This is a genomic window from Agrococcus sp. SGAir0287, assembly GCF_005484985.1.
GTDB lineage: Bacteria > Actinomycetota > Actinomycetes > Actinomycetales > Microbacteriaceae > Agrococcus.
The window spans coordinates 2224999-2250591 of record NZ_CP027942.1 but is presented as its reverse complement, the minus strand read 5'-3'; the positions used below and the strand labels follow the sequence as shown (position 1 = coordinate 2250591).

At 73.4% G+C, this 25593-nt stretch carries 27 protein-coding genes; 20 read left to right on the top strand and 7 right to left on the bottom strand.

The annotated features are described in order from the left end of the window. The first annotated feature begins 36 nt into the window (after nucleotides 1-36). Together C1N71_RS10725 and C1N71_RS10720 are read left to right on the top strand one after the other, a co-directional pair. Complete coding sequence (locus C1N71_RS10725; protein WP_137756392.1) at nucleotides 37-804, top strand: ABC transporter ATP-binding protein; 768 nt, start codon at nucleotides 37-39, stop codon at nucleotides 802-804. Beyond that, on the top strand, nucleotides 801-1547 hold the full coding sequence (locus tag C1N71_RS10720; RefSeq protein WP_137756391.1) for an ABC transporter permease: 747 nt from the start codon (nucleotides 801-803) through the stop codon (nucleotides 1545-1547). The genes C1N71_RS10725 and C1N71_RS10720 overlap by 4 nt, the downstream gene beginning before the upstream one ends. Nucleotides 1548-1562: 15 nt before the next feature. On the opposite strand, the gene C1N71_RS10715 is transcribed toward C1N71_RS10720, so the two are convergent. Further along, a complete protein-coding gene (locus C1N71_RS10715; protein ID WP_137756390.1) occupies nucleotides 1563-1910 on the bottom strand; it encodes a hypothetical protein in 348 nt (115 codons plus the stop codon). Nucleotides 1911-2010: 100 nt separating this feature from the next. On the opposite strand from C1N71_RS10715, the gene C1N71_RS10710 reads away from it, so the two are divergent. Beyond that, nucleotides 2011-3771, top strand: a complete 1761-nt coding sequence (locus tag C1N71_RS10710; protein WP_137756389.1) for a DEAD/DEAH box helicase — start codon at nucleotides 2011-2013, stop codon at nucleotides 3769-3771. Between the two features lie 21 nt (nucleotides 3772-3792). On the opposite strand, the gene C1N71_RS10705 is transcribed toward C1N71_RS10710, so the two are convergent. Continuing rightward, nucleotides 3793-4476, bottom strand: coding sequence for a hypothetical protein (locus C1N71_RS10705; protein WP_137756388.1), 684 nt, complete (start codon nucleotides 4474-4476; stop codon nucleotides 3793-3795). 190 nt (nucleotides 4477-4666) lie between these two features. Between C1N71_RS10705 and C1N71_RS10700 the strand changes: the two genes are divergently transcribed. The 4 genes from C1N71_RS10700 to C1N71_RS10685 all read left to right on the top strand — a co-directional run bounded on the left by C1N71_RS10700 (nucleotide 4667) and on the right by C1N71_RS10685 (nucleotide 7477). Then, nucleotides 4667-4954 carry a DUF1540 domain-containing protein gene (locus tag C1N71_RS10700; protein ID WP_137756387.1) on the top strand — a complete coding sequence of 96 codons (288 nt, stop codon included), beginning with the start codon at nucleotides 4667-4669 and terminating at the stop codon, nucleotides 4952-4954. Between the two features lie 85 nt (nucleotides 4955-5039). After that, entirely contained in the window at nucleotides 5040-5672 is a 633-nt protein-coding gene (locus C1N71_RS10695) for a hypothetical protein (RefSeq protein ID WP_137756386.1), read from the top strand. A 1-nt stretch (nucleotide 5673) separates the two neighbouring features. After that, complete coding sequence (locus C1N71_RS10690) at nucleotides 5674-6546, top strand: alpha/beta hydrolase family protein (protein WP_217495987.1); 873 nt, start codon at nucleotides 5674-5676, stop codon at nucleotides 6544-6546. Nucleotides 6547-6646: 100 nt separating this feature from the next. Continuing rightward, nucleotides 6647-7477 (top strand): aldo/keto reductase, encoded by an 831-nt coding sequence (locus tag C1N71_RS10685; RefSeq protein ID WP_137756385.1) that lies wholly within the window; start codon nucleotides 6647-6649, stop codon nucleotides 7475-7477. A gap of 60 nt (nucleotides 7478-7537) precedes the next feature. Here C1N71_RS10685 and C1N71_RS10680 read toward each other — a convergent pair whose 3' ends face one another. Both C1N71_RS10680 and C1N71_RS10675 read right to left on the bottom strand, forming a co-directional pair. After that, complete coding sequence (locus C1N71_RS10680; RefSeq protein WP_137756384.1) at nucleotides 7538-8203, bottom strand: alpha/beta hydrolase family protein; 666 nt, start codon at nucleotides 8201-8203, stop codon at nucleotides 7538-7540. 55 nt (nucleotides 8204-8258) lie between these two features. After that, nucleotides 8259-9824, bottom strand: a complete 1566-nt coding sequence (locus C1N71_RS10675; RefSeq protein WP_137756383.1) for a dolichyl-phosphate-mannose--protein mannosyltransferase — start codon at nucleotides 9822-9824, stop codon at nucleotides 8259-8261. Nucleotides 9825-10192: 368 nt separating this feature from the next. Here C1N71_RS10675 and rsmI point away from each other — a divergent pair, with 368 nt between their 5' ends. From rsmI to C1N71_RS10655, 4 genes are all read left to right on the top strand, one after another. Next, a complete protein-coding gene (rsmI, locus tag C1N71_RS10670) occupies nucleotides 10193-11041 on the top strand; it encodes a 16S rRNA (cytidine(1402)-2'-O)-methyltransferase (protein ID WP_137756382.1) in 849 nt (282 codons plus the stop codon). Nucleotides 11042-11051: 10 nt separating this feature from the next. Next, nucleotides 11052-12590 carry a methionine--tRNA ligase gene (metG, locus tag C1N71_RS10665; protein ID WP_137756381.1) on the top strand — a complete coding sequence of 513 codons (1539 nt, stop codon included), beginning with the start codon at nucleotides 11052-11054 and terminating at the stop codon, nucleotides 12588-12590. Next, the gene (locus C1N71_RS10660) at nucleotides 12587-13027 is read left to right on the top strand and encodes a gamma-glutamylcyclotransferase family protein (RefSeq protein ID WP_254677983.1); all 441 of its coding nucleotides are present in this window, start codon (nucleotides 12587-12589) and stop codon (nucleotides 13025-13027) included. Before metG ends, C1N71_RS10660 begins: the two co-directional genes overlap by 4 nt. A 73-nt stretch (nucleotides 13028-13100) precedes the next feature. Next, on the top strand, nucleotides 13101-13568 hold the full coding sequence (locus C1N71_RS10655; protein ID WP_137756380.1) for an SRPBCC domain-containing protein: 468 nt from the start codon (nucleotides 13101-13103) through the stop codon (nucleotides 13566-13568). A 26-nt stretch (nucleotides 13569-13594) separates the two neighbouring features. Here C1N71_RS10655 and C1N71_RS10650 read toward each other — a convergent pair whose 3' ends face one another. Continuing rightward, nucleotides 13595-13972 (bottom strand): hypothetical protein, encoded by a 378-nt coding sequence (locus C1N71_RS10650; RefSeq protein WP_137756379.1) that lies wholly within the window; start codon nucleotides 13970-13972, stop codon nucleotides 13595-13597. Continuing rightward, a complete protein-coding gene (locus C1N71_RS10645; RefSeq protein ID WP_137756378.1) occupies nucleotides 13972-14499 on the bottom strand; it encodes a hypothetical protein in 528 nt (175 codons plus the stop codon). The genes C1N71_RS10650 and C1N71_RS10645 overlap by 1 nt, the downstream gene beginning before the upstream one ends. 240 nt (nucleotides 14500-14739) lie before the next feature. Here C1N71_RS10645 and C1N71_RS10640 point away from each other — a divergent pair, with 240 nt between their 5' ends. From C1N71_RS10640 to C1N71_RS10620, 5 genes are all read left to right on the top strand, one after another. Continuing rightward, nucleotides 14740-15564 carry a TatD family hydrolase gene (locus C1N71_RS10640; protein WP_137757308.1) on the top strand — a complete coding sequence of 275 codons (825 nt, stop codon included), beginning with the start codon at nucleotides 14740-14742 and terminating at the stop codon, nucleotides 15562-15564. Further along, complete coding sequence (gene rsmA, locus C1N71_RS10635) at nucleotides 15561-16394, top strand: 16S rRNA (adenine(1518)-N(6)/adenine(1519)-N(6))-dimethyltransferase RsmA (protein WP_441297053.1); 834 nt, start codon at nucleotides 15561-15563, stop codon at nucleotides 16392-16394. The genes C1N71_RS10640 and rsmA overlap by 4 nt, the downstream gene beginning before the upstream one ends. Before the next feature lie 82 nt (nucleotides 16395-16476). Next, on the top strand, nucleotides 16477-17397 hold the full coding sequence (locus tag C1N71_RS10630; protein ID WP_137756376.1) for a 4-(cytidine 5'-diphospho)-2-C-methyl-D-erythritol kinase: 921 nt from the start codon (nucleotides 16477-16479) through the stop codon (nucleotides 17395-17397). Nucleotides 17398-17425: 28 nt separating this feature from the next. Further along, nucleotides 17426-17698 carry a DUF3467 domain-containing protein gene (locus tag C1N71_RS10625; protein WP_137756375.1) on the top strand — a complete coding sequence of 91 codons (273 nt, stop codon included), beginning with the start codon at nucleotides 17426-17428 and terminating at the stop codon, nucleotides 17696-17698. A gap of 44 nt (nucleotides 17699-17742) precedes the next feature. After that, nucleotides 17743-19539 carry an ABC-F family ATP-binding cassette domain-containing protein gene (locus C1N71_RS10620; protein ID WP_137756374.1) on the top strand — a complete coding sequence of 599 codons (1797 nt, stop codon included), beginning with the start codon at nucleotides 17743-17745 and terminating at the stop codon, nucleotides 19537-19539. A 6-nt stretch (nucleotides 19540-19545) separates the two neighbouring features. Here C1N71_RS10620 and C1N71_RS10615 read toward each other — a convergent pair whose 3' ends face one another. After that, nucleotides 19546-20112 carry an ArsR/SmtB family transcription factor gene (locus C1N71_RS10615; RefSeq protein WP_137756373.1) on the bottom strand — a complete coding sequence of 189 codons (567 nt, stop codon included), beginning with the start codon at nucleotides 20110-20112 and terminating at the stop codon, nucleotides 19546-19548. A gap of 66 nt (nucleotides 20113-20178) precedes the next feature. Here C1N71_RS10615 and C1N71_RS10610 point away from each other — a divergent pair, with 66 nt between their 5' ends. From C1N71_RS10610 to C1N71_RS10595, 4 genes are all read left to right on the top strand, one after another. Continuing rightward, nucleotides 20179-21444, top strand: a complete 1266-nt coding sequence (locus C1N71_RS10610; protein ID WP_137756372.1) for an MFS transporter — start codon at nucleotides 20179-20181, stop codon at nucleotides 21442-21444. A 49-nt stretch (nucleotides 21445-21493) separates the two neighbouring features. After that, entirely contained in the window at nucleotides 21494-22174 is a 681-nt protein-coding gene (mtrA, locus tag C1N71_RS10605) for an MtrAB system response regulator MtrA (protein WP_137756371.1), read from the top strand. A 10-nt stretch (nucleotides 22175-22184) separates the two neighbouring features. After that, a complete protein-coding gene (gene mtrB, locus C1N71_RS10600; protein WP_137756370.1) occupies nucleotides 22185-23789 on the top strand; it encodes an MtrAB system histidine kinase MtrB in 1605 nt (534 codons plus the stop codon). 135 nt (nucleotides 23790-23924) lie between these two features. Further along, nucleotides 23925-25586, top strand: a complete 1662-nt coding sequence (locus tag C1N71_RS10595) for an LpqB family beta-propeller domain-containing protein (protein WP_137756369.1) — start codon at nucleotides 23925-23927, stop codon at nucleotides 25584-25586. Nucleotides 25587-25593: the final 7 nt, after the last annotated feature.

The window sequence follows — 25593 nt, the reverse complement described above, 5'->3', positions numbered from 1 at the left end:
CGCGCGGCGCGCATCCCGATCCATAGCGTCGAGCGCATGGACGACACGCCCCGGACGCATCCCGCCATCGACGTCCGCGACCTCGTGCGCAGACGCGGCACCACCCTCGCCCTCGACGGCGTCGACCTCGTCGTGCGCCACGGCGAGATCGTCGGCCTGCTCGGGGCCAACGGCGCCGGCAAGTCGACGCTCGTGGCCGCCATCGCCGGCCTCGACCGCCCGCAGGCGGGCACGGTGCGCGTCGACGGCCTCGATCCGCGCGCCGACGGCGCCCGCATGCGACGCATCCTCGGGGTGCAGCTGCAGGACGCCGTGCTGCACCCCGCGCTCACGGTGCGCGAGGTGCTGCGCATGGTCGCGGCCGCCCACTCGCATCCCTGGCGCGTCGACGACCTCGTCGCGAGCGTCGGGCTCGAGCGACGATCCGGCACGCGGGTCGAGTCGCTCTCCGGCGGCGAGCACCAGCGGCTCGCGCTCGCGATGGCGCTCGTGGGACGCCCGAGCATCCTCGTGCTCGACGAGCTGAGCACCGGCCTCGATCCCGCGGCCCGCCGCAGCATCTGGGCGCTCGTCGAGCGCCTGCGCGACGAGGGCGCGAGCATCCTGCTCGTCAGCCACGCCATGGACGAAGTCGAGCGGCTGTGCGACCGCGTCGTGGTGCTGCGCGAGGGTCGCGTCGTGGCAGAGGGCGCCGTCGACGAGGTCGTCGCGCACGCAGCCGAGCGGGATGCGTCGATCGCGACGCTCGGCGACGCGATGCTGCACCTCGCCGGCGTCGACGTCGAGACGGAGGACGCGGCATGAGCGCCCGCGCGATGGGAGCCGTCGTGGTCGCCGAGGCCCGCATGACGATGCGCGACGTCTCCGGCCTCGTCGTGCCGCTCGCCCTCCCCATGCTGCTGCTCGTGGTCAGCGCGGTGCAGCCGACGACGTCGCAGGTCGCGAGCGCCTCCGGGTACACGATCCTCGAGGCGTACACGGTGCCGTCGACGATCGCGATGGTCGCCGCGATGATCGCGATCGTGAACATGCCGAGCTTCCTCGCGACCTACCGGCGCACCGGCGTGCTCCGCACGCTCGCGACGACGCCCATCCGGCCCGTGCAGGTGCTCGCCGCCCAGGTCGTCGTGAGCGCGGCGCAGCTGCTGCTCGGCGTCGGGCTCATGCTCGCCGTCGCCGTGGTCGCGTTCGGCGCGCGCCTGCCGGATCGACCGTGGGCGGCGCTCGGGGTCGGGGCGCTCGGCGTCGTGGCGATGTACGCGGTGGGGATGCTGGTCGCCGCGCTCGCGCCGTCGCCGAACGCCGCCGTCGCGCTCGGGCTCGTCGCCTTCCTCGGCCTCGGCGCGCTGGGCGGCATGCTCGGCCCGAACGACGCCTATCCGGAGGGGCTGCGGCTCGTCGGCGACGCGCTGCCCTTCGGCGCGATGCTGCAGGGCCTGCAGGCGACGTGGGTCGGCCAGACGGTCGAGCCGGGGACGCTCGTGGCGCTCGCGATCGCCGCGCTCGTCGGCGCGCTCGCTGCCGCCGCAGCCGTGCGCGTGCGGTGACGACGGACGCGACGGCTACGGCAGGTCGCGCGTCGGCCGCGGATCGTCGGCGTCGTCCGTGTCGCCGTCGAACGGGTTGTCGCCGATCAGCGGCGGCGCCTCCTCGCCGCCCGGCCCGCGGCGTTCGAGCACGAGCAGCGCGGCGAGCATCGTGACGATGCACAGCCCGACGTAGATCCAGCCGACCGTCGCGAGCACGATGCCGCCGAACGCGACGGTGATGCCGAGGATGCCGAGCACGCTCCAGACGAGCCCGACGACGATGAGCGCGCCGACGGTCACGACCCACCAGCGCGGACGCGTGCGCCATGCGGCGATCGAGATGGCCACCGCGATGGCGAGCAGTCCGATGGGGAAGTGCATGACGCGGATGGTACGCCGCGCAGGTGGGAGGCGAGCCGGAGCGCGCCGGGCGCCGGAGCCGTTCGTGTCGCGTCGGTCGTCCCGGCTACCGTGGACCGTCATGTCGAGCGAGCCCCAGCACTACGGTTCCTGGGCCGCCGACCATCTGAGCCCCGCGTATCCTGAGCGCGCGGCCTGGGGCACGACGCAGACGCTGCGCGCCTGGCAGCAGGAGGCGCTCGAGCGATACTTCGATCGCGAGCCGCGCGACTTCCTCGCAGCCGCGACGCCCGGCGCCGGCAAGACGACCTTCGCCCTGCGACTCGCCTCCGAGCTGCTGCGCCGCGGGTCCGTGCGACGCGTCACGGTCGTCGCGCCCACCGAGCACCTCAAGACGCAGTGGGCGGACGCCGCAGCCCGTGCCGGCATCCGCCTCGATCCCGGCTTCCGCAACGCCCACGGCGAGGCCGCGAGGCACTACCACGGCGTCGCCGTGACGTACGCGCAGGTGGCGGCGAGGCCCGCGCTCCATGAGCGCATGACGCGCTCGGCCGACACGCTCGTCATCCTCGACGAGGTGCACCATGCGGGCGATGCGCTGTCCTGGGGCGATGCGGTGCGAGAGGCGTTCGGGCCCGCGACCCGGCGCCTGTCGCTCACGGGCACGCCGTTCCGCAGCGACGACGCGCCGATCCCGTTCGTCGAGTACGCGCCCGCCGAGGACGGCGTGCGCTACTCGGCGACCGACTACGACTACGGCTACGCCCGAGCGCTCGCCGACCACGTCGTGCGACCCGTGCTCTTCATGGCCTACGCCGGCACGATGGAGTGGCGCACCTCGATGGGCGAGGAGATGCGCGCGACCCTTGGCCACGAGGACGCGAAGGACATCACCTCCGCCGCGTGGCGCACCGCGCTCGATCCCGGAGGCACCTGGATCCAGCAGGTGCTGCGCAGCGCGGACGCGCGGCTCACGCAGGTTCGCGAGCAGGTGCCGGATGCGGGCGGCCTCGTCATCGCGACCGACCAGGCGCAGGCGCGCGAGTACGCGCAGATCCTCGAGGGCATCTGCCGCGAGCGCGTCACGGTCGTGCTCTCCGACGACGCGGGCGCCAGCGCGCGCATCGAGGAGTTCTCCGCCGACGAGTCGCGGTGGATGGTCGCGGTGCGCATGGTGTCGGAGGGCGTCGACGTGCCGCGCCTCGCCGTCGGCGTCTACGCGACGTCGTCGGCGACGCCGCTGTTCTTCGCGCAGGCCATCGGGCGCTTCGTGCGCTCGCGGCGCCGCGGCGAGACCGCCACCGTCTTCCTGCCCTCGGTGCCCGTGCTGCTGCAGCTCGCCGCCGAGCTCGAGCGGCAGCGCGACCATGCGCTCGGGAAGCCCACCGACGACGACCAGCTGCTCGACGACGAGCTCATGGCGGCGGCCGGGAAGCCCGACGCGGAGGACCGCGAGGAGGCGCCGTTCACGTGGCAGCCGCTGTCGTCCGCCGCGACGTTCGACAAGGTGCTCTTCGGCGACCAGGAGTTCGGCCAGCTCGTCGAGCCGGGCACCGACGAGGAGCACGACTTCATCGGCATCCCCGGCATCCTCGAGCCCGAGGAGGTGTCGGACCTCCTCCAGCGCAGGCAGCGCAGGCAGGCGGCGCGCCTCGCCGAACGGCCGGCGCCGCCGCAGCCCGACGCGCTGTTCCGCTCGCTGCGCGAGGATCGCCAGCTGCTCAACGCCCTCGTGACGATCGTCGCGAAGAAGCGCGGGCAGACGCACGGCATGGTGCACGCCGAGGCGCGGCGCGTCTGCGGCGGACCCGAGGTGGCGAAGGCGTCGATGCAGCAGCTGCGCGACCGCATCCACTACCTCCGCCGCGCGATCGACGCCTGACGCGCCGACCGCGAGCGAGGGTCAGCCCTGCGGGATCGTGAAGTCCGAGTGCGACACCATCAGCGTGTCCAGAGTGACGGGGACGCCGACGAGCTGCGACCACTCCTCGGCGCTGAGCGCGTCCGGGCCTCCGAACCGCGACAGCGGGGAGAAGAGGATCTTCCTCGTGGTGTCGCCGTTCGCCTCGGCCGGCTGGGATCGTTCGGCGTAGGGCGTGCTCATGTCGTACGGCTCGTACCCGTTGGCGCTCGCCCAGGCGGCCAGCTGCGCCTCCGCCTCCGGGCCCGGTGCGACGAACGCCACCGAGATCTCGACGATCCCCGGCCCGCCGCTCGTCGGCGCCAGGTACGTGACGGCGCACAGCACGTCGAGGGATGCCAGCGCGTCGGGATGCACGAAGCCGCCGCGAGGCTGCGCCTGAGCGAGCACCTCCTGCTCGCTCCCCTGGAAGTTCGCGAAGCCGTTCTGCGACGTCTGCCGCACGACGTACGCGTCGCTGCACTGCGCGGGCTCGGCGGCGGGCTCCTGGCTCGGCGACGGCGTGGGCGTGGGCGTCGGGGTCGGGGAGGCGCTCGCTGCGGCGGAGGGCGACGCGCTCGTCTCCTGGGCGCCCGGATCCTGCGCCGTCGCGCATCCCGCCAGCATCGCAGCGAGCGCGGCGAGGCCGATCGCGATGCCGTGCCGCCGTCGCGTCGTCCAGGTCATGGATCCGTCCCTCCGTGCGGCGCGTGCCGCTCATGGTGGCATGTCCGCCTCGCGGCGACGGTGACGCGTCCACTCGCGGCGCGTCGGGCGTTCCACGTCGGGCTGACGCCGCCGGTCAGGGCAGCCTGGCCTTGCTGGACAGCCGCACGGGGCGGGTGCATCCTGTCGGCACGAGCCCGAGGAGGACGCCATGACCATCGAGCAGCTCCCCACCGTCACGTCCTGCAGCGCCACCGAGTGCGGCTACAACCACGACGGATGCCACGCCCCCGCGATCACCGTCGGCGGCGACGGCGCGGGCTGCGCCACCTTCCTGCCGCTCGGCATCGACGGAGGTCTGCCGAAGGTCGTGAGCCACGTCGGCGCCTGCCAGCGCACCGAGTGCGTGCACAACCAGTCGGCGCTGTGCCTCGCCGGCGAGGTCCGCATCGCCGGCGGGCAGGGCACGGCGCACTGCGAGACGTACGAGGCCGCCTGAGTCGAGCCGCCTGCGGTCGGCGTCGCGCACCGGGGCCGTCCCTCGCGTCAGCGCGCATCCAGCCCCCGGTGCTTCGCTGCCTGCCATGAGCATCCCCACGCCGCCGCCCACCGCGCAGACCATCGCGCTGCCCGCGCGCCCCGGCACGCCGCTCGAGCCGCTGCGACCGGAGCGCAGGCGCGGCAGCCTGCTCGCCGCCGGCGCACTGGGCATCGTGAGCGGTGCGCTCCTGCTCACCTACGTCGGGCAGGCGGGCGTCTGGCTGGCGCCTGCCGGGCCACCCGACGTCGATCAGCTGATCTACCCGGCCGCGATGCTGCTCCTCGCGGTGACGGGCGCGGTCGTCGCGTGCCTCGCGGCGCCCGGCAGCGTCGTCCGGCGCGTGCTCGGAGCCCTCGTGATGGTGGCGGGCGCGATCGCGGCGATGGCGTACCAGGCGTCGCTGTACAGGCAGCTCGTCCCGTTCGACGCGCAGCTCTCCTGGGTCATCACGCCGTTGACGGTGCTGCTCGGGTTCGGCGTGCTCGGATGGCTCCTGGCGTCGGGCGCACGCGCGCTCGCGTTCCTCGTGCTGCTGCTGACCCCGCTGCCGGCCGTGGCCGAGACCGGGGCGCGGCTCGCGGGCATCGGCGGAGGTCTCGTCTTCGCCCTCATCGGCCCGCTCGCCCTCGTGATCGCCGTGCTCGCGCTCGTCGTCAGCCGGCGCAGGCGCCGCTGAGGTGCTGCGACGCCGCACCCTGCTCGTCGGCTCCCTCGCGCTCGCGGCGACGCTCGCGGGCTGCGTGTCGGATCCCGTCGACGAGGTCGTCGAGGAGGATGGTGCGGTGACGACCACCCACGCCTACGGCGACGATCCGGCCCAGGTCTGCGACCTCATCCTCCCCGCCGGCGAGGTGCGTGCGACGGTGATCCTCGTGCACGGCGGCTACTGGCAGTCGGGCTACGACCGGTCGCTCGAGGATGCCGTCGCCGCCGACCTCGTCGCCGACGGCTACGCCGTGTGGAACGTCGACTACCGCGGCGTCGGCGCGGGCGGAGGCACCCCCGCGACGTTCGACGACGTCGCCGCAGCGGTCGACCTGCTGGCGACGGTCGGCGCCGACGCGGGACTCGACCTCGGCCGGGTCGCCATCGTCGGGCACTCGGCCGGCGGGCAGCTCGCGTTGTGGGCCGCCGGGCGCGCGACGCTGCCCGAGGGCGCACCCGGCGCCGGCCCCGCCCTCGTGCCCGTCGCGGCGGCGAGCCAGGCGGGCGTCAACGACCTCGTGACAGCGCAGGAGCAGTCCCTCGGCGGCGGCGCCGTCGCATCGCTGCTCGAGATCGACCCGGACCGGCCGGTGCCCGCGGAGCTCGCCGCGATCACCTCGCCCGCGCAGATGGTGCCGCTCGGCGTGCCGCAGCTGATCGTCACCGGCGACGAGGACGTCACGGTGCCGCCGTCGCAGAGCGAGACGTACGCGGATGCCGCGACCGCGGCGGGCGACGACGTGCGCCTCGAGATCGTCGAGGGGGAGGAGCACTTCGCCCACCTCGACCCCGCGAGCCGCTCGTGGGCGGTCGTCAAGGCCTGGCTCGTCGAGGTCGTCGGCTGAGCGCCCATCGCTAGGCTCGTCGACGGCGAGCGCATCGCCTCCCGACGGCCCGCGGCGATCCCGCGCGGCTCGCGACGCTCGCAGACGAGAAGGAGCATGCATGACGTCCATCCCCACCGTCGCCCTCAACGACGGCACGTCCATCCCGCAGCTCGGGTTCGGCGTGTTCAAGGTCAACCCGGCCGAGACCGAGCGCATCGTGACCGACGCCCTCGAGGCCGGCTATCGCCACATCGACACCGCAGCCGTGTACGGCAACGAGGAGGGCGTGGGCCGCGCGATCGCCGCCTCCGGCATCCCGCGCGACGAGCTCTACGTCACGACGAAGTGCTGGAACGACGACCAGGGCCGCACCGCGTCGCGCGACGCGATGGCTTCGAGCCTCGAGAAGCTCGGGCTCGAGCGCGTCGACCTCTACCTCATCCACTGGCCCTGCCCCGAGAAGGGTCTGTGGCAGGAGACCTGGACGACCTTCCAGGAGCTGCGCTCGGAGGGCCTCACGACCTCCATCGGCGTGTCGAACTTCGACCACCGCTACCTGCCGCAGCTCCTCGCCGAGGGCGGTGCGAAGCCCGTCGTCGACCAGATCGAGCTGCACCCGCAGTTCCAGCAGCGCGAGACCGCCGCGATCGCCGCCGAGCACGACATCCTGCTCGAGGCGTGGGGCCCGCTCGGCCAGGGCAAGGTCGACTACGCGTCGCAGGTGGCCGGCATCGCCGAGGCGCACGACAAGACGTGGGCGCAGGTCGTGCTCCGCTGGCACCTGCAGCACGGCCACATCGTCTTCCCCAAGTCGAACCGTGCTGCGCGCATGCGCGAGAACGCCGAGGTCTTCGACTTCGAGCTCACCGCCGACGAGATGGCGACCATCGACGCCCTCGACCAGGGCGCGGCGGGCCGCGTGTCGGCAGACCCGGCCGAGGTCAACTGACCCGACGCTACGAGGGCCCCGGCGCGCGCTGCGCCGGGGCCCTCGTGCGTGATCGCGCCCTCAGCCGACGGTCGCACGCAGCCACGCGACGACGCGCGGCGCGAGCTCGGCGGCGACGACGTCGGGTGCGCGCCTCCTGCCTGCGACCTCGAACGAGTGGCCGCCGCCCTCGACCGGGTCGATCGACGCCGACGAGCCGATGCGCGCCACGACGCCCTCGAGCAGGTCGCCGGACGAGAACGGATCGTTCGTGCCCTGCACGATGCGGTGCGGCGTCGTCATGCCGTACAGGTGCTCGTCGCGCAGCCGCTCGTGCTTGCCCGGCGCGTGCAGCGGGTAGCCGAGGGAGACGAGCGCGTCGACCTGCATCCCCTCCGCGACGGCCATGGTCGCCATGCGACCGCCGAACGACTTGCCGGCGGCGACGAGGGGCACGTCGTCCAGGGTGCGTGCCGCATCCGCGACCGAGCGCCACGCGGCGATCGCCGCCGGAGCGCGGTCGGGGAAGCGCCTGCCCGCCGTGACGTACGGGAAGTCGAAGCGCACGACCCGCATCCCCGCCTCGGCGAGCGCGTGCGCCATGCCGACCATGAACGCATGATCCTTGCCGGCGCCTGCGCCGTGCGCGAGCACGACCGTGACCCACGCCTCGCCGTCGGGCTCGGAGACCACCGCCTCGATCGCGGGGCCGTCGGCGTGCGGGATGGCGAGGGGCGCGTCGGTCACGCATCCATCCTGCCGTGCGGCATCGCCCGCAGTGCCGCCGCCCGCGGACTGAGGGTCAGCGCCAGCCGGGCAGCCAGTACCGCAGCCGCAGCAGCGACTCCGGCTCCCAGACCCCGTACCAGATCGGCGCGAAGAAGATCGTGGCGGCGATGGCCGTCACGACGAGGGCGACGACCGTGATGCGGCCGACGCGCGCGACGACCGGGCGCACGCGCCCGTGCACGAGACGCCACAGCAGGTACGCGAGCCCGATCACGAGGAACGGCTCGAAGACGATCGTGTAGAAGGCGAAGATCGTGCGGTCGGGGAAGGCGAGCCACGGCACGTAGCCGGCGGCGACCGCGACGACGAGGAACGCGGCCGAGCGGTCGAGGCGCGCACCCATTCGGTAGAGCAGCACGCCGAGGCCCGCGACCGCGGGGAACCAGACGATCGGGTTCGGCAGCGCCGTGATGAACGTCATGAGGTCGCCGTCGGCGTGCAGCAGGAAGGCGGTGGGGCGCAGCAGCAGCAGCCACTGCCACGCGGGGCTCTCGAACGGATGGTCGTTCGTCAGGCCGACGTGGAACGTCCACATCTGCTCGTGGTAGTGCCACAGCGACTGCAGCCGCTCCGGCACCCACGCGAGCGCGCCCGTGAGCAGCTCGTCGGGATGCTCGCGCGCCCACGATGAGCCGTAGCCGCCGCCGAACCATCCCGTCCACGATGCGAGGTAGACGGCGAGCGCGGGGAGCACGACGAGCACGAGGCTCGTGGGCGCCTGCGTCAGCAGCGTGCCGACGTGCCAGCCGCGGATGCCGGCGCGACGGCGGTCGAGCGCGTCGAGCGCGACGCTCAGGAGTCCGAACGCCGCGACGAAGTACAGGCCCGACCACTTCACGGCGCACGCGGCACCGAGCAGCGCGCCGGCGGCGACGAGCCACGGTCGTGCCCAGAGCGCCGGCCCCAGCCAGGAGCCGGGATGCGCATGCCGCCAGCGCACGATGCGCGCCGGCGCGCCCCGGCGATCGAGCAGCATCGCGCCGGCGCCGGCGAGCACGAAGAGGGCGAGGGTCTGGTCGAGCAGCGCCGTCCGGCTCATGACGATCGCCTGCCCGTCGATCGCGAGCAGCAGGCCCGCGAGCGCGCCGAACGACCAGGAGCGCGTGAGACCGCGGGCGACGAGCATCGTGAGCACCACGACGAGCACGCCCACGAGCGCGGCGGGCCATCGCCAGGCGACGGGGTCGTCGATGCCGCCGAGCCCCATGCCGATGCCGAGGATCCACTTGCCCAGCGGGGGGTGGACGACGAACGCGGGTGTCGACTCGAGGGTCGAGACCCCGTCGACGAAGGCGGCGTTCGCGTCGTCCGGCCAGCGTCCCTCGTAGCCCAGCTGGTACAGCGAGAAGGCGTCCTTGACGTAGTACGTCTCGTCGAAGACGAGCTCGTGCGGCGACCCGAGGTTCGCGAAGCGCAGCGTCGCGGCGAGCGCGATGACGCCGATGGGGGCTGCGACGTCGACGATGCGACGTGCGCGCGGCGTGCGCAGCGGCGCGAGGAGGTCGCGGCGAGGGCGAGCGGGCTCCGGGGGCTCCGGCCGCGCGTCCGGATGCTCGGGGCTGGCATCCGTGAGCGTCACCCGCCGATCCTCCCACGCGCGGCCACCGGCGCCGTGCCGGGGGAGCCCGCCTTCGAGGCTCGCTGCGCTCGCATGTCGGGCAGAGCGGTGGGAGGGCACCCTTGAAGGCTCGCTGCGCTCGCACCTCAGGGAGCGGTGGGAGGGCACCCTTGAAGGCTCGCTGCGCTCGCACCTCGGGGAGCGGTGGGAGGGCACCCTTGAAGGCTCGCTGCGCTCGCACCTCGGGGAGCGGTGGGAGGGCACCCTTGAAGGCTCGCTGCGCTCGCACCTCGGGGAGCGGTGGGAGGGCACCCTTCGAGGCTCGCTGCGCTCGCACCTCAGGGAGCGAAGCGGAGCCGGCATCCGAGGGGGGCTGGTTGGATGACGGGATGCTCCTCGTAGCCGCCACGCCGATCGGCAACCTCGGCGACGCCACCGGCCGCCTGCGCGACGCGCTCGCCGCGGCGCCCGTCATCGCCGCCGAGGACACGCGCACGGCGCAGCGTCTGCTCGCCGCGCTGGGCATCGAGCGCGCCGAGCGCCCGACGCTCGTCGCGGTGCACGAGCACACGGAGGACGCGCTCGCCCCCGAGCTCGCCGAGCAGGCGCGTGAGCAGGACGTGCTCGTGCTCACGGACGCCGGCATGCCGACGGTCTCCGACCCGGGCTTCCGCCTCGTGCAGGCGGCGATCGCCGCCGACGTGCCCGTGACGGTGCTGCCCGGCGCATCCGCCGTGCTCACGGCGCTCGCGCTCTCGGGCCTGCCGACCGACCGCTTCGCCTTCGACGGCTTCCTGCCGCGCAAGCAGGGCGAGCGCCGCGCCGCCCTGCGCGCCCTCGCCGACGAGCGGCGCACGGTCGTGCTCTTCGAGTCGCCGCATCGACTCGCGGATGCGCTCGCGGACGTCGCGCACGAGCTGGGCGACCGCCGCGTCGCCGTCGCGCGCGAGCTCACGAAGCGCTTCGAGGAGGTGCGGCGCGGCACGGCGGCAGACCTGGAGCCGTGGGCGCGCGAGGGCGTGAAGGGGGAGATCGTGCTCGTGATCGGCGGCGCGAGCCCGGCGCCCGCATCCCTCGACGACGCCGTCGCGGCGGTGCTCGCCCGCGTCGAGGGCGGCGAGCGGCTCAAGGATGCGACAGGCGCGGTCGCCGAGGTGACGGGGCGCGGACGCCGCGAGCTCTACGAGGCCGTGCTCGCCGCGCGAGCAGCGGCGTCACACGGGTCGGCGCCTTCGTAGGATGGAGACCATGCCTGAGCGGTTCACGGTCACGACGCCGATCTACTACGTCAACGACGTGCCGCACATCGGCCACGCCTACAACGAGGTCGCGACCGACGCGCTCGCCCGCTGGCACCGCATGCGCGGCGACGACACCTTCATGCTCACGGGCACCGATGAGCACGGCCAGAAGATCATGCGCACGGCGATCGCGCACGAGACGACGCCGCAGGAGTGGACGGATCGGCTCGTCGAGACGGCGTGGAAGCCGCAGCTCGAGCTGCTCGACATCGCCAACGACGACTTCATCCGCACGACGGAGGCGCGTCACGAGGCGGGCGTGCGCATCTTCCTGCAGCGCCTGTACGACGCCGGCTGGATCTACCACGGCGAGTTCGAGGCCGAGTACTGCGTCGGCTGCGAGGAGTACAAGACGGCCGGCGACCTCGTGCCCGGCACGGGCGAGTACGAGGGCCAGCTCGTGTGCGCCATCCACTCGCGCCCCGTCGAGACCGTGCGCGAGGCGAACTACTTCTTCAGGCTGTCCCACTTCCAGCAGCAGCTGCTCGACCTGTACGAGTCGCGCCCCGACTACGTGCAGCCCGAGCACGTGCGCAACGAGGTGCGCGCGTTCGTGGCGCAGGGCCTCACCGACCTGTCGATCAGCCGCTCGACGTTCGACTGGGGCGTGAAGGTGCCGTGGGACGACACCCACGTCGTCTACGTGTGGTTCGAGGCGCTGCTCAACTACGTGACGGCGATCGGCTACGGCGTCGACGACGAGCGGTTCGCCTCGCGGTGGCCCGCGACGCACATCGTCGGCAAGGACATCGCCCGCTTCCATGCGGTCATCTGGCCCGCGATGCAGATGGCGGCAGGCATCGAGGTCTCCGAGCACGTCTTCGGCCACGGCTGGCTGCTCGTCGGCGGCGAGAAGATGTCGAAGTCGAAGGCCACGGGCATCGCGCCGCAGCAGATCACCGACGTCTTCGGCGTCGACGCCTTCCGCTACTACTTCATGCGCGCCATCGCGTTCGGCTCCGACGGGTCGTTCTCGTGGGAGGACCTCGACGCCCGCTACCACGCGGAGCTCGCGAACGGCCTGGGCAACCTCGCCTCGCGCGCGATCGCGATGGTGCAGAAGTACCGCGACGGCGTCGTGCCCGACGCGGCGGCCGTGCCGGAGGTCGCCGAGCTGCTCGAGGCGGCGGTCGTGCGTGCGGATGCCGCGATCGACCGGTTCCAGATCCACGAGGCGATCGACCAGGCCATGCGCGTCGTCGACCGCCTGAACGGATTCGTCACCGAGCGAGCGCCGTGGGTGCTCGCGAAGGACGAGACGCGCAGCGACGAGCTCGACGGCGTGCTCGCGACGCTCGTGCAGGGCATCGGCACCGTCGCGATCCTCCTCGCGCCGGTCATGACGCGGTCGACGCAGGCGCTGTGGGAGGCCGTCGGCGGCGAGGGCGCCGTCGCAGCGCAGGACGTCCGCGCAGCGCACGCGTGGCGGGGCACGGGTCGCGTCACGACGATCCCCCCGCTGTTCCCGCGCGTCGAGGCGCAGTGACGAGCGTCGACGGGTTCGCCGCAGGCGGCCCGACGGGCGACGAGCCGCTGCTCGACCAGCCGGGCGTCGACGACGACGCGGCGCGCACCACGCACGACGTCTTCTCGTTCGGCACGCTCCGCCAGGGCTCGGTGCAGCAGGCGATCTATGGCGGCCCCGTGCCGACCGTGCCCGACTCGCTCGTCGGCTGGCGTCTGACGACGGTGCGCATCACCGACCCGGCCGTCATCGCCGCGTCCGGCAGCGACGAGCATCCTGGCATCGAGCGCTCGGGCGACCCCGCCGATCGCGTCGACGGCGGCGTGCTGACGCTCGACGACGGCGGCCTCGCCGCGACGGACCGCTACGAGTCGGTCGGCTACGAGCGCACGTCGGTCGTGCTCGCCTCCGGCCGCGAGGCGTGGATCTACGTGCCGCGTCCCGGCGTCGACGCCTGACGGGCCTCGCCACGGCGAGGTCGGCGGCGCTAGCGTCGACGTCGGCGCACGTGGCGCCGGCGAGGAGGCATCCGTGACCAGCACGACCCACGAGCGCGTCGGCGAGCAGAGCATCGTCCATCGTCGGACGTTCGACGGCTCGGTCGAGGACCTGCACCGCGTGCACACGACCGCCGACCTCTTCGTGCGCTGGATGGGGCCACGCGGCTCGCGCGTGCGCATCGATCGCTTCGACGCCGTCACGGGCGGCGCGTTCGACTACACGGTCGAGGTCGGCGAGGGGCGCTACCGCTTCTGGGGCGCGTACCACGAGGTGCTGCCGACGCGGATCGTGCACACGTGGCAGTTCGACGGCGAGCACGACGTGACGCTGGAGATCCTCGAGCTCGCCGAGACGGCCGACGGCCGCTGCGAGCTCACGATCACGTCGACCTACGCGACGAGGGAGGCGTGCGACCGCATGGTCGAGTCCGGCCTCGACGAGGGCGGCATGGACTCGGACTTCGAGCGGATCGACGAGCTGCTCGCGCAGCTGGCCTGACGCCCGACTGCCCTCCGCGCAGCGGCTCAGCGCGGCGGGACGGCGAGGTCGACGTCCGCGTCGAAGCCCAGCCCGACGACGCGCACGACGAGGGGGTCGTCGAGCCCGACCGCGTCCGGCAGGCGCAGCACGTGGTGCCACGGCACGCCCGCGCCTCGCGGCCCCTTCACGATCGTCGGCTGGAAGACGGCGTGGACGACGGCGCCGTGGCGCCTCGTGGCGATCGCGACGGGCGGCGCGTCGGCGGGGGCGAGGAGCGCGACGACGATCCGCTCGGCGTCGAGCCTGCGCACGACCGGGCCGCGCTCCAGCGCGTCGCGGTCGACGCCGTCGGGAAGGCCGCGCCGGGCGGTGCGCTCGACGGGCCTCCCCTCGACGATGCGCGGCTGGTGCTCGTCGACCACTACGGGGCCAGCGGCACGACGGTCGGCTCGCCCTGCTCGGTGAGCCCATCGACCGTGACCTCGATCGTCTGCGTTGCGTCGACCTCGCCCGTGAGCGGGATCTCCCAGCCGTAGACGCGGAAGTCGGCGGTGCACATCATGTCGCCGTCCGGCGGCGTGAACTCGACGGTGATCGCCGTCGCGCTCTCGACGGTCGCGCCCACGGGCGACGGCACGCACGCCGCCGACCCGGAGCCGCCGACGAGCACGGCGATCGTCGTGCCCTCCTCGGCCCACTCGACGATCGGGAAGGTCTGCGAGCCCATCGCATCCGACAGGCGCGGGTCGTCGTCGGGGATGGGCGTGGGGTCGCCGGCGGCCGGGGGCGCGGAGTCGATGGGGCTCGGGCTCGTCGACGACGTCGGCTCGTCGGTCGGGTCGCCGGACGCCCCGGGGCTCGTGGTCGACGAGCAGGCGGCGGTGAGCGCGAGTCCGGCTGCGGCGAGCAGCGCGAGCGCGGTGCGGGTCGTGCGCGATGCGGTGGTCATGTCGGCCTCCTTCGACTGCCTCGAGCATGACGCAGGCGGATGGGAGGCACCACACAACCGGGTGCGCGAGTCGTTCGTCAGCCCGCGCCGTGAGGCATGCCGTGCGCTGGGCCGCGCCCGAGGATCGGGAGGGCGCGGCGGACCTAGGCTGGAGCGGTGACGCTGCCCGACGAACCCGGACCCCATGCGCTGCCCGGCGGCGAGTACGTGCGCGAGCGCGCGGCGAGCCCCGGCCGCGACATGACGCGGCCGCCGGAGCCGGCGCCGCTCGGCGTGCCCGTGTACGACAACCACACGCACCTCGAGATCAAGGACGGCGAGGCCTTCGGCTACCGCGAGGCGCTGGATGCCGCCGAGCGCTCGGGCGTCGCCGGCGTCATCCAGGTGGGCGGCGACGTGCCATCGTCCGAGTGGTCGGCCGCGCTCGCCGCGGCCGATCCTCGCGTGCTCGCCGCCGTGGCGCTGCATCCCAACGAGGCGCCGGGCTACGCCGACGCCGACACGCTCTTCGACGCGCTCGGCCGCATCGACGAGCTCGCCGCGCAGCCCCGCGTGCGCGCCGTCGGCGAGACGGGGCTGGACTTCTTCCGCACGGGCGAGGACGGCAGGCGCGCGCAGCACGAGTCGTTCGAGGCGCACATCGACATCGCCAAGCGGCACGGGATCGCGCTGCAGATCCACGACCGCGACGCGCACGACGCCGTCGTCGAGACCCTCCTGCGGGTCGGCGCGCCCGAGACGACCGTGTTCCACTGCTTCTCCGGCGACGAGGACCTCGCTCGCATCGCGAACGAGCACGGCTGGTACATGTCGTTCGCCGGCACGGTCACGTTCGGCAACGCGAGGAACCTGCATCGCGCCGTCGCGGTCGCCGATCCGGCGCTGCTGCTCGTCGAGACCGACGCGCCCTTCCTCACGCCCACGCCGCACCGCGGGCAGCCGAACAGCCCCTACCTCATCCCCGTCACCGTGCGGGCGATGGCCGAGCGCCGCGGTGCGGATGCCGACGAGCTCGCCGCGCAGCTCACCGAGAACACGCACCGCGCGTACGGGACGTGGGCATGAGCCTGCTCGGCGCCACCGAGATCCGCCGCCTCGCCGCCGAGCTCGACCTCACGCCGACGAAGCGGTGGGGGCAGAACTTCGTGCACGACGCCAACACCGTGCGCCGCATCGTGCGCACCGCCGACGTCGACGGTCGCGCCGTGCTCGAGGTCGGGCCGGGCCTCGGCTCGCTCACGCTCGGCCTCACGGAGGCCGGCTGCGCCGTCACGGCCGTGGAGATCGACCCGCGTCTCGCCGAGCGGCTGCCGCGCACCCTCGCGCAGCATCAGCCGGAGGCCTCGCTGACGGTCGTCGCGAAGGATGCGCTGCACCTGTCGGCCGACGACGTCGCCGTCGCGCCCGAGGCGGTCGTGGCGAACCTGCCCTACAACGTGTCGGTGCCGGTGCTCATCCACCTGCTCGAGACGTTCGACTCGATCGAGCGCATCCTCGTCATGGTGCAGGCGGAGGTCGGGCATCGCCTCGCGGCGCCGCCGGGATCGAAGACGTACGGATCACCGAGCGCGAAGGTCGCGTGGTGGGGCGCATGGGCGCTCGAGGCCGACGTCTCCCGACAGGTCTTCTGGCCCGTGCCGAACGTCGACAGCGTGCTCGTGGGCTTCCGCCGCGGCGAGCTGCCCGGCGACGAGACGCTGCGCCGCGCGACCTTCCGGGTGATCGACGCCGCGTTCGGGCAGCGACGCAAGATGCTGCGGCAGGCGCTCTCGAGCGTCTTCGGCTCGTCGGCCGAGGCGTCGAGCGCGCTCGAGTCGGTCGGCATCGACCCCATGCTGCGCGGCGAGCAGCTCGACCTCGCCGCCTTCACGCGCGCGGGCTCGCTGCTCGCCTGACGACGCGGATCGCTCGCGAGGCGGTGCCCGCGCTGGGCGGACGTGGAGGATCGGCGCCCGCCGCGCGGATAGGGTCGAACGCGTGCAGCCGAGCGTCGTCAGAGCGAAGGCGCCCGGGAAGATCAACGTCTACCTCGGCGTCGGATCGCTGCAGGACGACGGGTACCACGAGATCGCCACGGCCTACCACGCGGTGAGCCTGCTCGAGATCGTCGAGGCGCGCGAGGCCGACGACTTCTCGGTGACGTTCACGGGCCCCGTCGACGTCTCCGGGCTGTCGACGGGCGCCGACAACCTCGCCGTGCGCGCCGCGATGCTGCTCGCGCGGCACGCGAAGATCACGAGCGGCGTCGCGCTGTCGATCGAGAAGCACGTGCCCGTCGCGGGCGGCATGGGCGGCGGATCCGCGGATGCGGCGGCGACGCTCGTCGCATGCGCCGAGCTCTGGGGACTGCGGCTCGGCCGCGACGAGCTGCACCGGCTCGCGGCGCGTCTCGGCGCCGACGTGCCGTTCGCGCTGCAGGGCGGCACCGCCGTCGGCACGGGGCGCGGCGACGAGCTGAGCCCTGCCCTCGCGCAGGGTCAGCTGCACTGGGTCCTCGCGTTCGGCGACGAGGGCCTGTCGACGCCGGACGTCTACGCCGAGCTCGACGAGCACCGCCTGCGCCACCGCGCCGACATCATGCCGGCCGTGCGCAGGCCCGAGGTCGATGCGCGCGTGCTGCAGGCGCTGCGCCTCGGCGACGCGCACATGCTCGCCGAGGTGCTCTCGAACGACCTGCAGCCCGCGGCGCTGCACCTCGCGCCGCGGCTCGCCGGCACGCTCGAGCTCGGCGAGCGCAACGGCGCCCTCGCGGGCATCGTGTCCGGCTCCGGCCCCACGTGCGCCTTCCTCTGCGCCGACCTCGACGCGGCGCTCGAGCTGCAGATCGCGCTGTCGGCGGCGCGCATCACGGCGACGAAGGTCACGGGTCCCGTGCCCGGCGCGCGGCTCATCGACTGAGCGGGGCGTCCTGCGGGATGCTGGGGGCATGAGCGACGATCCCGCCATCCGCCTGCACGTGCCCGAGTCCATCGCAGGCGGCGTCCTCGCCGACTTCGTCGCCGTCGGGCAGAACGGGCACTACTTCACCCTCGACTTCGCCGCGATCACGGGCCGCTCGCCGGAGCGCCTCGACGCGCAGGTCGTGAGCCGCGTGAAGGTGCTGCCCGACCAGATCTTCCAGCTCATGCGTGCGCTCAACGAGCAGCTCGCGCACTACGAGCGCGCCGCGAAGCCGCGCGAGGAGCCGCTCGGCGACTGAGCGGCGCCCGGCGACCGCCGCCGCCGCGCCTACCCTGGAGGGACATGGCACACCTCCTCGGCGCTGAGCGCATCCGCCTCGCGCATCCCAATCGCGTCGTCTTCGAGTCGGTCTCGCTCGGACTCGACGACGGCGATCGCATCGGCATCGTCGGCCGCAACGGCGACGGCAAGTCGACGCTGCTGCGTCTGCTCGCGGGCACGCTGCAGCCCGACGACGGCCGCGTCACGCATCGCGGCGGCCTGCGCGTCGGCATGCTCGACCAGCGCGACGTGCTCGATCACGAGGGCACGGTCGGCGCGACGATCGTCGGCGACCGCGAGGAGCACGAGTGGGCAGGCGACGCCCGCATCCGCGAGATCGTGGCTGGGCTCGCCGGCGACGTGCCGTGGGATGCCACGATCGCGTCGCTCTCCGGCGGCCAGCGACGTCGCGTGGCGCTCGCGCGGCTGCTCGCAGGCGACTGGGACGTGCTGCTGCTCGACGAGCCGACGAACCACCTCGACGTGCAGGGCATCGCCTGGCTCGCCGACCACCTCGTGCGGCGGCTCGGCTCTGGGCGCGGCGCGCTCGCGGTCGTGACGCACGACCGGTGGTTCCTCGACGCGGTGTGCACCGACACGTGGGAGGTGCACGACGGCATCGTCGAGCCCTTCGAGGGCGGCTACGCCGCATACGTGCTGCAGCGCGTCGAGCGCGACCGCATGGCGCGCGTCACGGAGGCGAAGCGTCAGAGCCTCATGCGGAAGGAGCTCGCGTGGCTGCGCCGCGGCGCGCCGGCGCGCACGTCGAAGCCGAAGTTCCGCATCGACGCCGCGACGCAGCTCATCGAGGACGTGCCGGAGCCGCGCGACCGCGTGGCGCTCGCCCAGCTCGCCGTGACGCGCCTGGGCAAGGACGTGGTGGACCTGCGCGACGTGTCGGTGTCGTTCGGCGAGCGGCAGGTGCTCGACGACGTCACCTGGCTCATCGCGCCGGGGGAGCGCACGGGCATCCTCGGCCGCAACGGTGCGGGCAAGTCGACGCTGCTGCAGCTCGTCGCCGGCACGATCCAGCCGACGAGCGGCCGCGTGAAGCGCGGCGCGACCGTGAAGGTCGCGCAGCTGAGCCAGGAGCTCGCCGAGCTGCGCGACGTCGAGCACGAGCCCGTGCGCACCGTCATCGGCCGCCTGCGCACCTCGTACGGCTCCGGCTCGGAGGAGCTGACGCCCGGGCAGCTGCTCGAGCGGCTCGGCTTCCAGTCGGACGAGCTCTCGACGCCCATCCGCGACCTCTCGGGCGGCCAACGGCGCCGCCTGCAGCTGCTCCTCATCCTGCTCGACGAGCCCAACGTGCTCATCCTCGACGAGCCGACGAACGACCTCGACACCGACATGCTCGCGGCGCTCGAGGACCTCCTCGACTCGTGGGCGGGCTGCCTCATCGTCGTCAGCCACGACCGGTACCTCATCGAGCGCGTCACCGACCAGCAGCGCGCCGTCGTCGACGGTCGGCTGCAGCACCTGCCGGGCGGCGTCGACCAGTACCTCGCGATCGAGGCCGAGGCGGCCTCGCAGCGCGGGCGGGCGGCCACGCCGCTCGACGCGCAGGGATCGGCGCCCGCGACGCAGCGACTATCGGGCGCCGAGCGCCGCCAGCTCGAGCTCGAGGTGCGCAGCCTCGAGCGTCGCGTCCAGAAGGCCACCGAGCAGCGGGAGGCGATGCTCGCGGCCTTCGCGGTCGTCGACCAGGGCGACTACGACCGGCTGCTCGAGATGCAGCGCGAGCTCGCCGAGGTCGAGGAGCGCCTCGCCGAGCTCGAGGAGGCCTGGCTGGAGGCGGCCGACCGACTGGAGGGCTGAGGCGCGTCAGCGTCGCTCGTCGCCCTCGGCGGGCGCGCCGTCCTGCTGCCGGTCGGGATGCACGGCGAGGAAGACCGACCACGAGGTGCGCTCGACGTTCGGCTCCGTCACGCGGCGGGCCATGAGGTCCTGCACGATGTCGTGGCTGCGACGCCAGAACTCGTCGAGCTCCGCCTGCGAGAGCCGCAGACCCGCCCGGAGGAGGCCGAGGTCGTCCGGCGCGAGTCCCTCGATCTCCTCGAGGAACGTCCGCACGATGACGTCGGACGTCGACGTCTGCTCCTCCTCCGACCATGTCAACCGCGTCGCGAGGTAGGGGATCTCGCGGGCGCCGCGCGTGCCGCGGCGCGGCTCCTGCGGTGCGAGGTAGCCGGCGTCGACGAGGGTGCGCACGTGGTGCAGCATCGTCGCGGGGTTGCGGTCCAGCAGCGCGGCGAGCTCGCGGTTCGTGCGCGGCTCGTGCAGGCACAGGCGCAGGATGCGCCAGCGGATGGGGGAGCCGAGCGCCTTCGCTCGCGCCTCGAGGCTCGCCTCGGACGCGGTGGCGTCGGGCGTCGTCGTCGGCTCGGTCACGGCCCCATCGTCGCACGTCGCACGAAGTGATTGGGAAAACTCAATCGGTGTGCGATCATCGTCGACATGGGACGCAGCACCGTGTGGAGGCAGCCGGGATTCGTGCTGCTGTGGGCCGGCGAGGGCACGAGCCAGCTCGGCACGCAGCTCGCGGGGCTCGCGATGCCGATCGTCGCCGTCACGATGCTGCAGGCGACCGATGCCGAGATGGGCTACCTGAACGCGGCGCAGACCGCCGCCTTCCTCATCGTGGGCCTCCCCGCCGGCGCGTGGCTCGACCGCATGCGCAAGCGCCACGTCATGATCGTCGCCGACCTCGTGCGCGCCGCGGCGATCGCGGTCATCCCGCTGCTCGCCCTGCTCGGCCACCTCGAGATCTGGCACCTCGTCGCCGTCGGCGCTGTCGTGGGGGTCGCGACCGTCTTCTTCGACGTCGGCTACCAGTCGTTCGTGCCCGTGCTCGTCGACGACGAGCACGTGGGCGACGCCAACGGCGTGCTCGAGGCGACGGCGCAGACCATGCGGCTCGGAGGGCCCGCCCTCGCCGGTGCGCTGCTCGGCATCCTCTCGGCGCCGGTCGTGCTCCTCGCGAACGTCGCGGGCTTCCTCGTGTCGGTCCTCGCGCTGTGCGGCATCCGCGACCGCGAGGTGGTCGCGCCCAGGCAGGATCGCCGGCCGTTGCACCTCGAGATCGCCGAGGGCATCCGCTTCGTCGCAGGCGAGGACCTGCTGCGCCGGGTCGTCGCGACGGTCGCGCTGTCGAACCTCGGCTCGATCATCGTCTACACGCTCCTGCCGATCGCGATCCTGCGCATCCTCGGCATCGACCCGTTCCTGTTCGGCGTCATCCTCTCGATCGGCGCCGTCGGCGCGCTCGCGGGCTCGCTGCTCGCGATGCCGCTCGCACGACGGATCGGCGAGGGCACCACCATCACGTGGTCGACCGTCGTCTTCGCGGCGGCCTCGACGCTGCTGCCGCTCGCGGTGCTGCTGCCGGACGCCGCGGTCGTGCTGCTCGTCGTCGGCGAGTCGCTCTTCGGCTTCACCGTCGTCGTCTTCAACATCGTGCAGGTCACCGCGCGGCAGCGGCTGTGCCCCAAGCCGCTGCTCGGTCGCATGAACGCGTGTATCCGCACCGTGGTCTGGGGGATCATGCCGATCGGCGCGCTGCTCGCCGGCGCGCTCGGCACGGCGTTCGGCACGGTGACCGCGATGTGGATCGGCGTCGCGCTCGGGGCGCTCGCCATCGTCCCGTTCATGCTCAGCCCCTTCCGCACGATGCGCGCCCTGCCGACTCGGCCGTCCGAGGCTGCGCACGTGTCGGAGCCGTGAGCCGACGCTGAGCCTCGCTCGGGTATCGTGGCCCGGCGAGAGGAGCCCGATGCCCACGATCCTGGTCGTCGACGACGACACCGCCCTGGCGGAGATGATCGGCATCGTGCTGCGCGCCGAGGGCTTCGACCTCGAGTTCTGCCCGGACGGCATCGACGCGCTCGACCGCTTCCGCGCGGTGCAGCCGGATCTCGTGCTGCTCGACCTCATGCTCCCCGGCCTCGACGGCATCCAGATCTGCCAGCTCATCCGGGCCGAGTCCGGCACGCCGATCATCATGCTCACCGCGAAGGGCGAGACGACGGACGTCGTGCGCGGCCTCGAGGCCGGCGCCGACGACTACATCGTCAAGCCGTTCAACCCCAAGGAGCTCGTCGCGCGCATCCGCACGCGACTGCGTCCCGGTCGCGAGCCCGAGCAGACGACGCTGCACGTGTCCGACCTCACGATCGACGTGCCCGGCCACGAGGTGCGCCGGGGCGACGAGCGCATCCAGCTCACCCCCCTCGAGTTCGACCTCCTCGTGACGCTCGCCTCGAAGCCGTCCCAGGTCTTCAGCCGCGAGATGCTCCTCGAGCAGGTGTGGGGCTACCAGTACAAGGCCGACACGCGGCTCGTGAACGTGCACGTGCAGCGCCTGCGCTCGAAGGTCGAGCTCGACCCCGACGAGCCTCGCGTCGTCACGACCGTGCGCGGGGTCGGCTACCGCGCCGGCGCCGTCGCCGCGTAGGGATCCGAGCATGGCGGCGGTGCGGCGCTCGCTGCCACAGCGCGTCGCGAGCGTGTGGCGCCGGTCGCTGCAGCTGCGCATCGTCGCGACGAGCGTGCTGCTGTCGCTGCTCGCGATGGTCGTCGTCGGCGGCTACATGTCGATCTCCATCGGGGCGAGCATCTTCGAGCAACGTCGCGACGAGGCGCTGCTCGAGTCCGTGCGCGCGACCGAGGCAGCGCAGCAGGTGTTCACGGATGCCGCGGGCTCGTCGACGACGGCGGAGCTCGCGCAGCTGCAGGAGAGCGCGCTGCAGGCGGCGGCGGGCTTCATCTCGAACCCCGCGCTGGCCGCGTACGCCATGCTGCGCACGACCGACCAGGCGCAGTCGGCCGTCGACCTCGGCGACACGCGCGTGCGCGGCTTCGACGACTCGCTGCTCACGCCCGAGCTGCAGGAGCGCGTCGCTGCGTCGGACGGGGAGCCGTACTTCCAGTCCGTGCGCCTCTCGACGCCCGACGGGTCGGCGCCGGGGCTCATCGTCGGCACGCTCCTCGAGGTGCCGAACGCGGGGCAGTACGAGTTCTACATCGTGCACAGCCTGCAGGAGGCGCAGGAGACGCTGCAGCGCATGCAGACGACGATGGTCATCGGCGGCATCGCGCTGCTCGCGCTCGTCGCGCTCGTGACGGTCGTCGTCGTGCGGATGGTCGTCGCGCCCGTCGAGCAGGCGGCTGCGACGAGCGCGAAGCTCGCCAGCGGCAGGCTCGACGAACGCATGGCGGTGCGCGGCGACGACGTGCTCGCGCGGCTGGGGCGGTCGTTCAACCACATGGCCGACTCGATGTCGTCGCAGATCACGCGGCTCGGTGCCCTGTCGAACCTGCAGCAGCGCTTCGTCTCGGACGTGAGCCACGAGCTGCGCACGCCGCTCACGACGATCCGCCTCGCGGGCGACGTGCTCTACGACCGCCGGGAGTCGCTCGACCCCGTCGCGGCGCGCACGGCGGAGCTGCTCCACACCCAGATCGACCGCTTCGAGGTCATGCTCGCCGACCTGCTCGAGATGTCGCGGTTCGACGCCGGCGCAGCGACGCTCGAGATCGAGCCGACGAACGTCGTGCGGCTCGCCGAGAACGAGATCGAGTCGGTGCGGCTGCTCGCCGAGGAGCGCGGCTCGGCCGTGCGGCTCGTCGCCCCCGGCGGGCACTTCGACGCCGACGTCGACCCGCGCCGCATCCGCCGCATCCTGCAGAACCTGCTGGGCAACGCGATCGACCACGGGGAGGGCAGGCCCATCACGGTCACCGTCGACTCGAACCAGGAGGCGGTGGCGATCGCCGTGCGCGACCACGGCGTCGGCATGACGCCAGAGGAGGTCGGGCGCGTCTTCGACCGCTTCTGGCGCGCGGACCCTTCGCGGCAGCGGCGCACGGGCGGCACGGGCCTCGGGCTCGCGATCAGCCAGGAGGACGCGGCGCTGCACGGCGGCACGCTCGACGTGTGGTCGCGGCTCGGCGAGGGCACCGCCTTCCGCCTCACGATCCCGCGCGGCACGCAGTCGGACGTCGCCTCGCCGATCGCGCTCCCGCCGGACGACACGGGCGCGATCGAGATCGTGGAGGGCCGAGCATGAGGGGCTGTCTCGTCGTCGTGGCTGCCGTCGCCTCGCCGATCGCGCTCCCGCCGGACGACACGGGCGCGATCGAGATCGTGGAGGGCCGAGCATGAGGGGCTGTCTTGGTGCCATCGAGCTCTCGGAGGGCCGAGCATGAGGATCCGCAGGGCGACCGTCGCCACCACCGCCGTCGCCACCCTCCTGGTCGCGGGATGCGTCGGCCTGCCCGACTCCGGCCCCGTGACGGCCGGCGAGGTGCAGGAGGGCACCGGCCTCGGCGACGTGGAGTTCATCGCCGAGGGCCCCGTCGCGGGCGCGTCGCAGGACGAGATCGTGCAGGGCTTCCTGCAGGCGGCGCTGAGCCCGGCGGACGACTTCTCGATCGCCCGCGAGTACCTCGCGGACGGCGCGATCTGGGATCCGCTCGCGAGCGTCACGCTGCGCTCGGGCCAGCCGCAGCTGACGTCGTCGGGCGGCGCGACCGTCGACGCCGTGGTCGACGTCGTCGGCGAGGTCGACGAGCACGGATCGTTCACGAGCGTCGCCGACGACGCGACGCGGCTGTCGTTCGTGCTCATCGAGCAGCGAGGGGAGTGGCGCATCGCCGAGGCGCCGCCCGGCCTCGTGCTCTCGCGCTTCAGCTTCGAGCGGCTCTTCGATGCGCAGACGCTCGCGTGGTTCGCGGACGATCGGTCGATCCTCGTGCCGGACGTGCGCTGGTTCCCCCGCACGTCGGCCGACCTCGCCGGCGACGTGGTCGACGCGGTGCTCGCCGGCCCCGTCGCGTGGCTGGCCCCCGCCGTCTGGTCGGCGGCCGACGCCGACGCCGTGCGCGTCGGCGACGTCGTCCTCACCGACGAGACCGCGGAGATCACGGTGTCGTTCGAGCAGGTGCAGGAGTCGTCGAGCGTCGAGCTGAGCCTCCTCGCGCTGCAGCTCCAGCAGGCGCTCGCGCGCCTCGGGGTGACGGAGGTCGTGCTGGGCGTGGACGGCGTCGACGGCTACTCGGCGTCCTCCCTCGACGCGCCCGAGGCGGCATTCCCGACCGTCGACGCGAGGCCGTTGGTCCTGGCGGACGGCGCGCTCGCCTTCGTCGGCCAGGGCGCGCCCTTCGAGGCCGACTGGGGCGTCGACCTCGACGCGATCGACGCGACGTCGCTCACCGTGCGCGACGCGGACGGACTCGGCGTCGCGCTCGCCTCCGGCCAGGTGCTGCGGCTGACCTCCGGCGCCTCGCCGTCCGTCCTCGACACGGGGGTCACGGTGGCGCCCTCGCTCGACCGCGCCGGCTGGGCGTGGTGGGTGCCCGATCCTGCGATCCAGGCGATCGTCGCGAGCGACGGCACGCGAGAGATCGTCCTGGCGCTGCCCGAGCTGGAGGGGCGGATCAGCTCCATCGCGGTCTCGCGCGACGGCGCGCGCATCGCCGTCGCCACGGATGCCGGCGGCGGCACGGCCACGTGGGTCGCCGGCATCGTGCGCGAGGAGGGCGTCCCGACGAGCATCGCGTCGCCGCAGCGCATGCCGCAGGCGACGGGCACCGCGGTCGACCTCGCGTGGGCGACGGCGACGTCGCTCGCGGTGCTCACCTCGACGACCGATGGCGGCCAGCAGCTCGTGCAGCTCGCCCTCGGAGGCACGACGCAGCAGCTCGCGACGCCGCAGGACGCGATCACGCAGCTCGCCGGCGGCGTGGGTGCGTCGTCGTCCCTGCGCGCTCGCTCGGCGGACGGCGAGCTGCTCGTGCTGCGCGGCGGGCAGTGGCAGGCGGCCTCGAGCGTGACCGACGTGCGGCTCGTCGCGATCCAGATCTGACGGCCCG